Origin of the sequence: Azoarcus taiwanensis, assembly GCF_012910885.1 — a bacterium.
In the GTDB taxonomy this organism is placed as follows: domain Bacteria; phylum Pseudomonadota; class Gammaproteobacteria; order Burkholderiales; family Rhodocyclaceae; genus Azoarcus_F; species Azoarcus_F taiwanensis.
This window is the reverse complement of the sequence record NZ_WTVM01000011.1, coordinates 14,905-28,151: the sequence shown is the minus strand read 5'-3', so window position 1 is coordinate 28,151 and position 13,247 is coordinate 14,905. Positions and strand designations below refer to the sequence as shown.

General features: G+C 62.7%; 10 protein-coding genes, 1 pseudogene and 1 riboswitch. Of the genes and pseudogenes, 2 read left to right on the top strand and 9 right to left on the bottom strand.

Annotation, left to right across the window (positions count from 1 at the left end):
• Positions 1 to 216 precede the first annotated feature (216 nt).
• Entirely contained in the window at positions 217 to 942 is a 726-nt protein-coding gene (locus GPA21_RS03155; protein ID WP_168986760.1) for a YebC/PmpR family DNA-binding transcriptional regulator, read from the bottom strand.
• 198 nt (positions 943 to 1,140) lie between these two features.
• Between GPA21_RS03155 and GPA21_RS03150 the strand changes: the two genes are divergently transcribed.
• Positions 1,141 to 1,794, top strand: coding sequence for a hypothetical protein (locus GPA21_RS03150; RefSeq protein ID WP_168986759.1), 654 nt, complete (start codon positions 1,141 to 1,143; stop codon positions 1,792 to 1,794).
• A gap of 66 nt (positions 1,795 to 1,860) precedes the next feature.
• Positions 1,861 to 3,394, top strand: a pseudogene (locus GPA21_RS03145) (helicase HerA-like domain-containing protein).
• A gap of 145 nt (positions 3,395 to 3,539) precedes the next feature.
• Here GPA21_RS03145 and GPA21_RS03140 read toward each other — a convergent pair.
• The 8 genes from GPA21_RS03140 to metK all read right to left on the bottom strand — a co-directional run bounded on the left by GPA21_RS03140 (position 3,540) and on the right by metK (position 12,962).
• A complete protein-coding gene (locus GPA21_RS03140; RefSeq protein ID WP_168986758.1) occupies positions 3,540 to 5,450 on the bottom strand; it encodes a DUF1631 family protein in 1,911 nt (636 codons plus the stop codon).
• Between the two features lie 119 nt (positions 5,451 to 5,569).
• Positions 5,570 to 6,412 (bottom strand): methylenetetrahydrofolate reductase [NAD(P)H], encoded by an 843-nt coding sequence (metF, locus tag GPA21_RS03135; protein WP_168986757.1) that lies wholly within the window; start codon positions 6,410 to 6,412, stop codon positions 5,570 to 5,572.
• The gene (locus tag GPA21_RS03130) at positions 6,409 to 7,251 is read right to left on the bottom strand and encodes a TlyA family RNA methyltransferase (protein WP_246261722.1); all 843 of its coding nucleotides are present in this window, start codon (positions 7,249 to 7,251) and stop codon (positions 6,409 to 6,411) included. The genes metF and GPA21_RS03130 overlap by 4 nt, the downstream gene beginning before the upstream one ends.
• Positions 7,252 to 7,296: 45 nt before the next feature.
• Positions 7,297 to 8,169 (bottom strand): carbon-nitrogen hydrolase family protein, encoded by an 873-nt coding sequence (locus tag GPA21_RS03125; protein WP_168986755.1) that lies wholly within the window; start codon positions 8,167 to 8,169, stop codon positions 7,297 to 7,299.
• Complete coding sequence (locus GPA21_RS03120) at positions 8,166 to 8,825, bottom strand: GNAT family N-acetyltransferase (RefSeq protein WP_168986754.1); 660 nt, start codon at positions 8,823 to 8,825, stop codon at positions 8,166 to 8,168. Before GPA21_RS03120 ends, GPA21_RS03125 begins: the two co-directional genes overlap by 4 nt.
• Before the next feature lie 71 nt (positions 8,826 to 8,896).
• Positions 8,897 to 10,306 carry an adenosylhomocysteinase gene (ahcY, locus tag GPA21_RS03115; protein ID WP_168986753.1) on the bottom strand — a complete coding sequence of 470 codons (1,410 nt, stop codon included), beginning with the start codon at positions 10,304 to 10,306 and terminating at the stop codon, positions 8,897 to 8,899.
• Between the two features lie 80 nt (positions 10,307 to 10,386).
• Positions 10,387 to 10,500: riboswitch (S-adenosyl-L-homocysteine riboswitch) on the bottom strand.
• A gap of 36 nt (positions 10,501 to 10,536) precedes the next feature.
• Positions 10,537 to 11,622, bottom strand: coding sequence for a calcium/sodium antiporter (locus tag GPA21_RS03110; protein WP_168986752.1), 1,086 nt, complete (start codon positions 11,620 to 11,622; stop codon positions 10,537 to 10,539).
• A 173-nt stretch (positions 11,623 to 11,795) separates the two neighbouring features.
• Complete coding sequence (gene metK, locus GPA21_RS03105; RefSeq protein WP_168986785.1) at positions 11,796 to 12,962, bottom strand: methionine adenosyltransferase; 1,167 nt, start codon at positions 12,960 to 12,962, stop codon at positions 11,796 to 11,798.
• Positions 12,963 to 13,247: the final 285 nt, after the last annotated feature.

The following is a 13,247-nucleotide window of genomic DNA, read 5'->3' as shown; positions in this document are numbered from 1 at the left end:
AGGCGCGCGAGGCAGTCAATGGCCGCCCCCTTGACCACGAGCGCAACGCCGCCGGCGCGGCCAGACTGGCCCACCCGAAGGGCTCGCACCAAATGGCCCGCATCTCGGCGTTGCGCCTCCTTGCAAGACAGCCAGTCTTGCTGCGTCGGCGCGCCTTGATCTGCGAGCCATTTGCTGCGAGCGCGACCGCCATGGCGGATGAGAACAGGCCCTAAGTCAGTCCCCGAACACCGCCGAAGTATAGACCTGCTGCACGTCGTCGAGGTTTTCGAGGGCGTCGAGCAGCTTCTGCATCTTTGCCGCATCGTCACCAGCGAGCTCGGTTTCGTTCTGCGGTTTCATCGTGACCTCGCCGAATTCCGCGGTGAAGCCAGCCTTCTCCAGCGCCTCCTTGACCGTGGAGTAGTCGTTCGGAGCGGTGATGACCTCGATGGAGCCGTCGTCGTTGGTGACGACGTCTTCGGCGCCTGCCTCGAGTGCAGCCTCCATCAGCGCGTCCTCATCGACGCCGGGCGCGAACATCAGTTGGCCGCAGTGGGAGAACTGGAAAGCGACGCAGCCATCGGTGCCCATGTTGCCACCGTGCTTCGAGAACGCGTGGCGCACGTCGGCGACGGTGCGGGTCTTGTTGTCGGTGAGGCAGTCGACCATGACTGCGGCACCGCCGATGCCGTAGCCCTCGTAGCGCGCTTCCTCGTAGTTGACGCCTTCGAGTTCGCCCGTGCCGCGCTTGATCGCACGCTCGATGTTCTCGCCGGGCATGTTTTCACCCTTGGCGTTATCGACTGCAAGGCGCAGGCGCGGGTTGAAGTTGGGGTCGCCACCGCCCATGCGCGCGGCGACCGTGATCTCCTTGATCAGCTTCGTGAACACTTTGCCGCGCTTGGCATCCTGCCGTCCCTTGCGATGCTGGATGTTGGCCCACTTGGAATGACCTGCCATAAGAGTCCTCTGATTCTCGCCCTGGAGAATAAAGTCACGATTATACAGTTGCGAGGCGGGCCGCGTCTCCGGTTGGCAGCGTGACAGGGCCCAGCGTGCTTGTGTATGCAATTGGCCTGATCACGGAAAGCTATCCATCCACGATGGTTTGTAGTATCAATGACGTTTGACTGTTTTCTTCTACCTCCGGGAGTACTCATGAATCGCCTCTTGCACGTTCTTGTTCTGTTCCTCGCGTTGCAGGCGGGCGCAACCTCAGCCCAAGGGGTCATGACCTTCGATGGGTGCGTGGATTCGCGCGGACAACAAGTGCGCTCCATACTCGACGAGACACTTGATGTCACCTTCGATAGCAGACTCGAAGACGGCAGGGCGGTGATTCGTTACAACCCGGCAGTTCTCCCCCGCTTGGGCGCGCAAACGCGCATGTTTCTTTTCGCATATGAGTGCGCCCGCCTGAACCTCGGCATGGCGCCGGAAGCTCCTCGCATGCTCGCAGATGCACGCAGGGCGGACTGCTGGGCAGTGACGACCTTGCTTCGCGCTGGTCACCTGAGCCAGAGCGATATCGAGACGGTGCAAGACCAACTGTCGTTCTCGCTTGACGAATGGATGCTGGTTCCGGAACCGCCGCGGGGTTTCGACCTGCAGGCCTGCTATCGTGAAAGCGCGGCGCGACCTTCATTGCTGCATCCGGCGGCGAGCCAGAATGACTGGAATACCTGCACCCGGCGTTGTGGCGACACCTTGTTCGCCTGCCAGCGCCGTGTTTGTGGCGGCGGCGAATGCGAGCCGTGCATGCCCGCCTATCGCGAATGTGTGGCCGAGTGTGAATTCAGGTTTCCGCGCTGAAAATCCATCTCCGCGCTTGCTAGACTCTCTAAGTTCAAACCTGATACCGCTTGAGCTGGAGCCGACATGACCGAGCAGATGCTGATTGCCCGCACCACGGACAGCGAATGCCACTTGCTGCCCCGCCTGGCGAACCGTCACGGCCTCATCACGGGCGCGACAGGCACGGGCAAGACCGTGACCTTGCAGAAGATGGCCGAATCCTTCGCCGCGATCGGCGTGCCTGTGTTCGTTGCGGACGTCAAGGGCGATCTGTCGGGTGTCGGCGCGGAGGGCACCGCGTCCGAGCGCCTCATGCAGCGACTCGCCGCGATCGGAGTCAATGAATTCGAGCCGGTGGCGAACACCGTGGTGTTCTGGGACGTATTCGGCGAGCGCGGTCACCCGGTGCGCGCCACAGTGTCGGACATGGGGCCGATGTTGCTCGGCCGCCTGCTCAACCTCAACGATACCCAAGCCGGCGTAATGCAGCTGGTGTTCAAGATCGCCGACGACAACGGGTTGCTGTTGCTCGATCTCAAGGACCTGCGGGCGATGGTGCAACATGTCGGCGAGAACGCGCGCAGCTATACGACCGAATATGGCAACGTTTCGGCTGCATCCGTCGGTGCCATCCAGCGCGGACTGCTGGTGCTCGAGCAGCAGGGCGGCGACCTGTTCTTCGGCGAGCCTCAGCTTGACCTCGCCGACCTGATCCAGACCGATTCGAGCGGGCGTGGGGTGATCAATCTGCTCGCGGCCGAAAGACTCTACAACTCACCACAGCTGTACTCGACCTTCCTGCTGTGGATGCTGGCAGAGCTGTTCGAGCAGCTGCCCGAGATCGGCGACCCGGAGAAGCCCAAGCTGGTGTTCTTCTTCGATGAGGCGCACCTGCTGTTCAAGGATGCACCGAAGGCGCTGGTCGACAAGATCGAACGTGTGGTCCGCCTGATCCGATCCAAGGGTGTCGGCGTCTATTTCGTCACCCAGAGCCCGCTCGACGTGCCGGAGTCCGTTCTGGGGCAACTCGGCAACCGGGTTCAGCACGCATTGCGGGCTTTCACGCCGCGCGACCAGCGTGCGGTTCGCAGTGCCGCAGATACCATGCGTGCCAACCCCGAGTTCAACGCGGCCCAGGTGATTACCGAACTGGGCGTTGGCGAGGCGCTGGTGTCCTTCCTCGACGAGAAGGGGCGGCCTGAAGTCGTCCAGCGCGCCAACATCATTGCACCCGGATCGCGCATGGGCCCCATGAATGACCAGGAGCGCACGAGTGCGATCAAGGGGTCACTGATCTACGGTCACTACGAGCAGGAGATCGATCGCGAATCCGCCTACGAAATGCTGCGAGCGCAAGCCGAGGCAGCAGCGGCGCGTGCCGCCGAGCAGCAGGCGGCCGCGGAGCAGGCGAAAGCGGAAGCCGAAGCGAGAAAGGCGGCTGCTTCTGCACCTGCCAGAAGCGGCGGCGCGGTTCAGGCCATGTTGTTCGGGTCGACCGGACCGCGCGGTGGCCGCCGTGGCGGCAAAAACGGTCACGCGCACGATCGGCAGCACCATCGGGCGGCAGATTGCCCGGGGACTCCTGGGGTCCCTGCTTGGAGGCGGCGGCAAGCGTTAGTCCGCATTTCGCACACCGCCACGGCCGCGTGTGCAGATGCGCGTCGTCATGGGCGGAATTGGCAAGGCGTGACAAGCACGTGCCACTTGCCCTTCAAGAGACGAGGGGCAGAATAGAACTGGATTCTTCGAGGCGCTGAGTCGCTTCAGCGTCCGAGCTGCTCGAGCGCCGCCTTGGTCGCGCGTTCGAGCAGCGTCGTACCGCCTCGTATCCGATAGTCGCGCTGGCTCTCAAGGGTGTCGATGGCACGACGAGTGACGATGGCGCAGCGCCCTTGGTCCGGTTCGCAGATCAGCCCGGCGTTGCGCAAGCTGCCGACCCACTGCACGCGACCCGTTATCGCCGTGCCGGAGGGGAGCTTCAGATCCACCCAAGTGCCGACGGTCGGCATGGTATCGGAGTCGGTGCGCGTACTCGTATCGGCGAGACCGCGATGATGCACCATCAGCAATGCGTCGTTGTCTCTCGCGACTGAGACCGACAATTCGGCTTTCGCGGCTTCGATTGGCGATGCAGCGGACTCTGACGGTGAAAGCGCGCTTGTCAGGCAGTCCATTGCCGACTGCACCGAAGTTTCGTCGAGTCCGGCGCTGCGCAGCGCAGATTCGACTCGCGTTGTCAGATCTTGCGCAGCGGGCTTGTCGCCGAGCAGGCTGATTTCATTGGCAATGCCGAGGTTGGTCCGCCAATCCGGGTGTTTGTCCCCTTTTCGATACAGTGTATTGACCAGTACATGTATCCAATGGCGGCTCAGAAACGCCATCGCATTGGACGACTTCACGTCGCCGAGCAGAACGTGTAGCGCTCTCGATGCGAGAAGTCGTGCCGCTTCGCGCCGCTCGGCCTTGGTCGCGAGCGGCTCGGCGTCATCCAGTCGCGAATGTGCCGCCGCGTTGCGGCGGTCGAGAAAGGCGCCGACCGCTCCGGCCGCGCGGACAAGCGAGGCGTGGTGGAGCGATCCGCTCGCAAGCAGCTCCGCGAAGATGCCTTCCAGCGTGCGGATCGCAGGGTGTGAGGCATCGGCGTCCATTGGCACGGTATCCGCGATGGCACCCACGCCGTCGATAAGCTTCTGTACCGACTGACCTGGTCCGCAGAACAGATCCTCGCCTTCGAGGGCGCGGTCGATCAGCGGCACGCGCAAACGCTGCAGGATGCTGCGCACCGCTTCGGGCAGCGAGGCATCCGCCGCGAGGCGCTCGAAGATACGTTCGATCATTTCGACACTGGTAGCGGTGTCCGGGGCGAGCAATCTGAACGTATCGCTGGACAGCAGCGCCAGTGGATTCTCGCGTTGCTCGCGCGCATGCGACAACACCCAGTCGCGTAGTTGCGCGAGAACCCAGCCGGCGTCGACACCTGGCGGCATGGCCGAAGTCGGTGTGCCTTGCGGCCCTGCTTGCTGGCCGGCGAGGGCATTGCGAAGAGAGTCCAGATTGTTGTTGGCGCTTGAGTTGAGCGTGGTGGTAACTGGTGCGGTGCCAGGCTTCGTGATGATCTTGAGCGCCTTCGGCCTGATGCCAGCTGCGTCGAACTGTTTGTCGAGCGCTGTGTAAAAGGCCTTCAACTCCGAGATCAGATCCTGGCGCCAGGCCTCCAGCAATTGACTGCGTTCGTCAGGTGCAAGCACCTGTGAATCAACGAGCGCGCTCAGGGCGCTGCAGACTGTTTCCGGTCCCACCGGTGTCTCGTTGAACGCTTCGGCGTCGGCGCTGAGTAAACTCAGGTAGCGCAGGTGCAGATGAGCGAGACCTGCTTCGGTTGCTTCCTTGACGTCGCGAGTAAACCGCTCGAGTTCGAGCCCGAATTCAAGTTCCGCGTCGTCCACCAAGGTGATTCGAGACGAGGTGAGATCCCGCGCCTGCTCGAATCCGCGCGCACCCCGTAACCCGGCCCGGACGTCGTGAGCCTGTTCCGCGGCCGTGCGCATGAAGGCGAGTCCGTCGGGGTCGCTCATGCCGTGCTGACGTGCGAAACGCTCGAGCATTTCGAGGAGGGCATGACGACCTTCATCGAGATGGCGGCGTGCGTCGTCGGATGGGATGTGTGGAGCCATTTTGTCAAATGCGACGATTGTAGTTTTTTGCGACAATTATCCTGCTTTTCACGGAATTCGCACTCATTGCATTGTGCGCATGAGTGCACTATGTCGCATTTGTGCGGCAACAACCGACCTCACGCACCGGGTTGAAGCCCAAGGCGCTTGCAGATTTCCATCGTAGGGCCCGCCTGGTTCATGCTGTAGAAGTGCAAGCCGGGCACGCCGTCGTCGATCAGGCGTGCGCACAGCTCGGTGACCACGTCGAGACCGAAGGCGCGTATCGAGTCGCTGTCATCGCCGAAGCTCTCGAATTTGCGACGCATCCAGCGCGGGATCTCGGCGCCGCAGGCATCGGAGAACCGGGCGAGCTTGGCGAAGCTGCTGATCGGCATGATCCCCGGCACGACCGGGATCTCCAGACCGAGGCCGCGAACCTCGTCCACGAAGTGGCGGTAGGCGTCGATGTTGTAGAAGTACTGGGTGATCGAGGAGTTCGCCCCGGCGTCGACCTTGCGCTTGAAGGCAAGCAGGTCGTCGTGCGGCGTGCGCGCCTGTGGATGCCACTCCGGATAGGCGGCCACCTCGATGATGAACCGGTCGCCGGTCTCCGAGCGGATGAATTCCACCAGTTCGTTGGCATAGCGGAACTCCCCCGAGGCGCCGACACCAGAGGGCAAATCGCCTCGCAGCGCGACGATTCGCCGTATGCCCGCCTCTGCGTACTCTGCGAGAATCTCGCGGATATTGTCGCGTGTCGAACCAATGCACGACAGATGCGGCGCCGCCTCATGTCCGGCGGAAGCGATCTCGCGGACGGTGGCAAACGTGCGCTCCCGGGTGGACCCTCCGGCACCATAGGTTACCGAGAAGAAGGTGGGCTCAAGCGTCGCCAGTTGCTCGCGCACACTGCGCAATTTCTCGGCACCCTCGGGTGTCTGAGGCGGAAAGAATTCGATCGAGAGTTCGGGTCGGGTCATGCTTTTTGCATCCAGATGAGAAATTCGCGGTTGCCGTCGATATTGCCGACGCCGCCGCCGATGAGAGGGGATTCGAACCAGCCGCGCACCGCCAGCCCTGCCTCATGTGCGGCCTTGTGGGTCACGTCTTCAACCCATTCGAAAAGCGATGGGTCTCGCACCACGCCGCCCTTGGCGAGCTTGTCGGGGCCGACCTCGAACTGTGGCTTGACGAGTGCGAGGATCTGGCCGCCGTGGGCGAGCAGTGCCGGCCAGCGCGGAATCAGCAGGCGCAGGGAAATGAAACTCGCGTCGCAGACGATCAAATCGAAGCCCCCGGGGGGGAAATGCTCTGCAAGCAGGTCCGCGCTCAGTTGACGAGCATTGATGCCCTCAAGAGTGATGCAGCGTGGGTCGGCGGCCAGTCTGGGGTGGAGTTGACCGTGCCCAACCTCGACGCCGACCACCCGTGCTGCGCCGCGTTGCAGCAGGCAGTCGGAGAATCCGCCCGTGCTTTGCCCGACGTCGAGGCAGGTCATGCCGGTCACGTCGAGTTCGCTGGCATCGAGCGCGGCTTCTAGCTTGAGCGCCCCACGCGAGACGAAACGACTCTGCTCGTCGTCCTCGACGACAAACATGGTACTGCCCGGGAGGAGATGCCCTGCCTTGGTGACGCGCTCGCCGTCGGCTTGCACCTTGCCGTCATCAATGAGCTGGCGTGCCCGGGTCCGCGAAGGTGCGAGGCCTTTTGCCACCAGCAAGGCGTCGGCCCGTTGCATGCCGTGCGGGCGCTCGGCGGCCTTCTCGGCTTTTGCCGGTTTGTGCGCCGGACGTCCCGCCCGCGCATGAAATGAGTTCATCGACATGTCAGTGGCGACCGCTCGATGCCGGGAGGGGGACGTGCTTCATCTGATCGGAATGACCTGCACTTCGTTGTCGTACACGTCGTGTCGCTTGTCGTACAGCGGGATCGTCGTGCCGTTGACCCGGTTCTGGGTGAGGTTGTCGATATTGACGTCGGCAATGACGATCTGCTCGACGTTGGGCGTGCCTTCTGCGGCGATGCCGTCGCGCGAGAACGGAAAGTCGGACGGTGTGATGATGCTTGCCTGCCCGTAATGTACTCCCAGCCCCTCGACCGGCAGGTTTCCGACGGTGCTGGTCATTGCCACGTAGACCTGATTCTCGATCGCGCGGGCATGGCAACAGTAGCGCACCCGCAGAAAACCCTGGCGGTCGTCGGTGCACGACGGTACGAAGAGAATGTCGGCACCGGCCTCGCACACCATGCGCGAGAGTTCGGGAAACTCGATGTCGTAGCAGATCAGGATCGCGATCTTGCCGTAGGGCGTGTCGAACAGATGGAGCTGGTCGCCCGCGGCGGTGTCCCACATTTCTCGCTCCCAGCGGGTGCGGTGAATCTTGTCCTGTTCGTGTACCTCGCCTTCGGGCGTGAACAGATACGCGGTGTTGTAGAGCTGGCCGTCGCGTAGCGTGGGGTGGCTGCCACCGATCAGGAAGACTCGCCAGTACTGTGCGAGCTCGCGCATCAGCTCGACGTAGCGCGCGGTGTAGTCGTGCATGTTGCGCACTGCGGCCGGTAGCTCCCGCGTGTCCATGAACGACAGTAGCTGGGTGGTGAAGATCTCCGGCAGGAGGACGAAGTGTGGCCGGTAGTCGCCTGCGGCCTGCATGACGAAGCGGACCTGATTCTCGAATCCTGACCAGTCGTGGATCTGACGCAGCAGATACTGGACGGCGGCAATTCTCACGATCATAGAATGTCCTCCTCGGGAATCAAGGTGGCCCGGCTCGCGTCGTAGCGCGGATTGAGCCAGACGATGAGTGACGCGTTGCCGCCGGATTCGCGGTCTTCAGGCAGGTAATCCTCGATCACGCCGCAGTAGTGGAAACCCTCGTGCAACTGGAACCCGAGCACCGGATCGCGAAAGTCGCCCCACACCACGCGCTTGGCGTAGTCTTCGGCGCTCATCTCGGCGGCATGTTTGTGATAACCGGGCAGACGCCCGCAGGCGATGATGCGCTTGAGATTCATCGCTCTGCACAGCCTGCGCCGGCCCTCGTAAAGCGCATGCCCGAGGCCCTCGCCGCGAACCTCAGGGTCCACGAAGACCTCGGCCCCGTAGAGTGTCTTGCCATCGGGGTTATGGTTGCGGAAGGTGCCGGCGGCGGTGATTTCCTTCCAGGTATGCTGGTCGCACCAGTCGTCCCACATCACGACGAGCGAGCTCGCGCAGCCGACGATTCGCCCTTCGCGCTCAGCGATGATCTGGCCGAGCGGAAAGGTCTCGAGCTGGTGTTCGAACTTGACCGGTGACCAGGGCGGCATCTCCGGCGGATAGGATTTCTTCTGCAATGCGACCAGCTCCGCGATGTCTGCCTCGCGAGTGTGGCGAATCGTGATATTGCTCATGCGTTCGGTCTCCTTTTCCGCCGGCGCCCGGTTTCGCGGGCACGAACGCGTGCCCGCGAAACCGGGTTTGCTCAGTAGCGGTACTGGTCGGTCTTGTACGGTCCCTCTTTCGGGACACCGATATACGCTGCTTGTTCATCGGTAAGCTCGGTCAGTTCGACCGCGAGCTTTCTGAGCTGCAGGCGTGCGACCTTCTCGTCCAGATGCTTGGGCAGGGTGTAGACACCGACCGGATACTTTTCAGTGTGCTTGAACAGCTCGATCTGGGCGATCGTCTGGTTGGCAAAGGACGAACTCATCACGTAGCTTGGGTGGCCGGTTGCGCAGCCGAGGTTCACCAGACGACCCTTGGCGAGCAGGATGATCCGCTTGCCATCTGGGAAAATCACGTGATCGACCTGGGGTTTGATCTCTTCCCACTCGTAGCCCTCGATGCCGGCGACGTCGATCTCGTTGTCGAAGTGACCGATGTTGCAGACGATGGCCTGGTCCTTCATCTTCGCCATGTGGTCATGGGTGATCACATGGTAGTTGCCGGTGGCGGTGACGAAGATGTCGGCCTTGTCGGCGGCGTACTCCATGGTCACGACGCGATAGCCTTCCATTGCCGCCTGCAGTGCGCAGATCGGGTCGATTTCGGTGACCCACACCTGGGCCGACAGGGCGCGCAGCGCCTGCGCCGAGCCCTTGCCGACGTCGCCGTAACCGCACACCACCGCGATCTTGCCGGCCACCATCACGTCGGTCGCACGCTTGATGCCGTCGACCAGCGATTCGCGGCAGCCGTAGAGGTTGTCGAACTTGCTCTTGGTAACGGAATCGTTGACGTTGATTGCAGGGAACTTGAGCTCGCCGCGCGCATGCATCTGATACAGGCGATGCACGCCGGTGGTGGTTTCCTCGGTCACGCCCTTGATCTGTGCGAGACGGGTCGAGTACCAGGTCGGGTCGATCGCGAGCTTGGCGCGAATCGCCGCGAACAGCACAGTTTCCTCTTCGGAACCGGGCTTGGCGAGCACCGAGATGTCTTTCTCGGCGCGGGCGCCCAGATGCAGCAGCAGGGTGGCGTCGCCGCCATCATCGAGGATCATGTTCGAGTAGCCGCCGTCGGACCATTCGAAGATGCGATGGGTGTAGTCCCAGTAGTCCTTAAGCGATTCGCCCTTGACCGCGAATACCGGAATGCCGTCGGCCGCGATTGCGGCCGCGGCATGGTCCTGGGTCGAGAAAATGTTGCACGACGCCCAGCGTACTTCTGCGCCGAGTGCGGTCAGCGTCTCGATCAGCACCGCAGTCTGGATGGTCATGTGCAGCGAACCGGTGATGCGCGCGCCTTTGAGGGGCTGGCTTGCGGCATACTCCTCACGGATTGCCATCAGGCCAGGCATTTCGGTTTCGGCAATGCGGATTTCCTTGCGGCCCCAGTCGGCCAGCGACAGGTCGGCGACCACGAAATCCTTGGAATCAGCCACAGCGTTCATTGAATGCTCCAATGCTTGTGGCCGGGCGGGGAAGGGGTCTTGCAGCATGCTCACCCGTTGTCCCAAACCCGGCAGGGTTGGTCAGGTGAGCGCCGTTTGTGGGGTCAGGTCCTGACCCCTGTTGTCTGATTTCCGAGCCTGGGGGCGGGCGGAGACGAACTCCAGCTCGACGCCTTGCAGCGCTCCTCGGAAAGAATTGAATTATATACGAAGCACTCGAAACCGGAAAATCACCCCGATGCGGAATTCCGGCCGTTGTGGCGCATGATGCTGATGATGAGGGTGACGACCGTGAGAGGCATCACATAGCCGAGCATGATGTTGGAGAACATGGGCAGGGAGGCATGATGCTGCGCGGCGAGGACCAGGTAGGCGGTGTATGCAGCGTAGTAACAGACGAAGACCGCGCCCTCCCAGCGTGCGATTTCACGCCCGGTGAGCATGATGGGCAGGCATGCAAACGCTACCGCAAGCATCACCCACAGGTCGAAATTGCGCGCTGCCTCCGGGATCGGTATTCCGCCGGCTGAGACCAGACCGGTCAAGCCGAGTACTGAAAAAATGTTGAACACGTTGCTGCCGATCACGTTGCCGACCGCGATGTCGCGCTCGCCGCGAAGGGCGGCGACGATCGAGGTGGCGATCTCCGGCATCGAGGTGCCGACCGCAACCACGGTCAAGCCGATCACCAGCTCGCTGACGCCGAAGGCCTGGGCGAACACCACCGCGGCGCCGACGAGCCAGTGCGAGCCCAGCACCAGCGCAACGAGTCCGATCACGATGAGCGCGGCCTGAACGCTCCAGTGGCGATCCCATTCGCTGTCTGGCGGCATCTCGGCGTTGTATTCGGCTTCCGTCTCGCGGGAGGCGCGCCGGGACTGCCGGATCAGGTAGAAGGTGTAGCCGATCACCAGTGCGAACAGCAGCGCCGATTCGACGCGGGTGATGCGTCCGTCAAGTGCCATCACGACCACCAGCACCGAGGCTCCGAGCATGATCGGAATTTCCTGGCGGATGATCTGCTCATGCACGACCAGGGGCGCGATCAGCGCGGCAATACCGAGAATCAGCAGCACGTTGGCGATGTTGCTCCCGATCACGTTGCCGACTGCAAGGTCCGGACGTCCGTCGAGCGAAGCGCCCACCGATACCGCCAGCTCCGGCGTGCTGGTGCCAAAGGCCACGATCGTCAGCCCCACGACGAGCGGCGAGATGCCCATCGACAGCGCCAGCCGGGACGCGCCGCGTACGAGCGCCTCGGCCCCCATGACGAGCAGGGTCAGGCCAATGAGAAAGAAGACGGCGTGGGTAAGCATGATTGCGGCAGCGCAAAAATGCGCAGTCTACAACGCCGTTCCTGTGTTTGTGTTGCTCGACGCGGGATAGGTGCGCCGATGTGTTTCACCTTCGGCTCAACACACCCTATGCGACACGGATGCATCGGGTGTGTTGAGCGCAGCGAAACGCACCGCTCCCGGCCAACCGGAGCTTACAGCCCCGCGTCGGCCCGAAGTGCGGCTGCCTTGTCGGTGGCTTCCCAGGTGAACTCCGGTTCGTCGCGGCCGAAGTGGCCGTAGGCCGCAGTCTTGGAGTAGATCGGACGCAGCAGGTCGAGGGTCTGGATGATCGCCTTGGGACGCAGGTCGAAGTGGGCGCGGACGAGCTCTTCGATACGCTCTTCCGGAATGCGACCGGTGCCGAAGGTGTCGACCATCAGGCTGACCGGGTTGGCGACGCCGATTGCATAGGCAACCTGCACTTCGCAGCGCTCGGCCAGGCCGGCGGCGACGACGTTCTTGGCGACGTAGCGGCATGCGTAGGCAGCCGAACGGTCGACCTTGGACGGATCCTTGCCGGAGAACGCGCCGCCGCCGTGGTGGGCTGCGCCGCCGTAGGTGTCGACGATGATCTTGCGACCGGTCAGGCCGCAGTCGCCGTGCGGGCCGCCGACGACGAAGCGTCCGGTCGGGTTGATCAGGTAGCGGACCTCGCCCTGCATCAGCTCCTTGGGCAGTACCGGCTTGATGATCTCCTCGATGACCGCCTCCGAGATCTGGGCGTGGGAGACTTCAGGGCTGTGCTGGGTCGAAACGACGACTGTGTCGATGGCCACCGGCTTGCCGCCCACATGGCGCACGGTGAGCTGGCTCTTGGCGTCCGGGCGCAGCCACGGCAGGCGGCCGTCCTTGCGCAGCTCCGCCTGGCGCTGCATGATGCGGTGCGCATAGTAGATCGGCAGCGGCATCAGCGCAGGCGTCTCATTGCATGCGTAACCGAACATCAGACCCTGGTCGCCCGCGCCCTGGTCGAGGTCGAGGCCTTCGCCTTCGTTCACGCCCTGGGCGATATCCGGCGACTGACGGTTGATCGCGGTGAGGATCGCGCACGACTTGTAGTCGAAGCCGGTGCTGGAGTCGTCATAGCCGATGCGGCGGATGACATCCTGCGCGATTTCCTTGTAGTTTGGGTGGGCGGTGGTGGTGATCTCGCCAGAGATCACGACGAGGCCGGTCGAAACCATGGTTTCGCAGGCGACGCGCGCCTTAGGGTCTTCTGCGAGGATCGCGTCGAGAATGCCGTCTGAAACCTGGTCGGCGACTTTGTCGGGATGGCCTTCCGAGACCGATTCCGACGTGAAGAGGTATTCCTTGCTCATCATGCATGCTCCAAAAACGCAAATCCCCGGTAGCATCCGGCGTTGCCGGCTCCGGGGATTTCGTCGAGCGGCGACGCTTTAGCAGTATTTCCAGCGAACCGAGTCCGCTACCGCCCTGCAAGTTGTCGTGTTAACTCGGCGGGTAAGTCATAATTATAAGTCTAAACAAGGAAATGGCAAAGTCTGGAGTTGGTTGGTCGCCCGTCCCCTCGATGTGTTGCGTGCTCTGCCGGCCCGGTTTGCGGCTTACGCCGCGAATATCGCCGCACACCAAGTGCGAACGCG

Excerpts from the sequence above, each read along its gene's own strand:
- GPA21_RS03130 (WP_246261722.1), bottom strand. The coding sequence starts at position 7,251 with ATGAACTCATTTCATGCGCGGGCGGGACGTCCGGCGCACAAACCGGCA.
- metK (WP_168986785.1), bottom strand. The coding sequence starts at position 12,962 with ATGAGCAAGGAATACCTCTTCACGTCGGAATCGGTCTCGGAAGGCCAT.
- GPA21_RS03110 (WP_168986752.1), bottom strand. The coding sequence starts at position 11,622 with ATGCTTACCCACGCCGTCTTCTTTCTCATTGGCCTGACCCTGCTCGTC.
- GPA21_RS03155 (WP_168986760.1), bottom strand. The coding sequence starts at position 942 with ATGGCAGGTCATTCCAAGTGGGCCAACATCCAGCATCGCAAGGGACGG.
- GPA21_RS03140 (WP_168986758.1), bottom strand. The coding sequence starts at position 5,450 with ATGGCTCCACACATCCCATCCGACGACGCACGCCGCCATCTCGATGAA.
- ahcY (WP_168986753.1), bottom strand. The coding sequence starts at position 10,306 with ATGAACGCTGTGGCTGATTCCAAGGATTTCGTGGTCGCCGACCTGTCG.
- GPA21_RS03150 (WP_168986759.1), top strand. The coding sequence starts at position 1,141 with ATGAATCGCCTCTTGCACGTTCTTGTTCTGTTCCTCGCGTTGCAGGCG.
- metF (WP_168986757.1), bottom strand. The coding sequence starts at position 6,412 with ATGACCCGACCCGAACTCTCGATCGAATTCTTTCCGCCTCAGACACCC.
- GPA21_RS03120 (WP_168986754.1), bottom strand. The coding sequence starts at position 8,825 with ATGAGCAATATCACGATTCGCCACACTCGCGAGGCAGACATCGCGGAG.
- GPA21_RS03125 (WP_168986755.1), bottom strand. The coding sequence starts at position 8,169 with ATGATCGTGAGAATTGCCGCCGTCCAGTATCTGCTGCGTCAGATCCAC.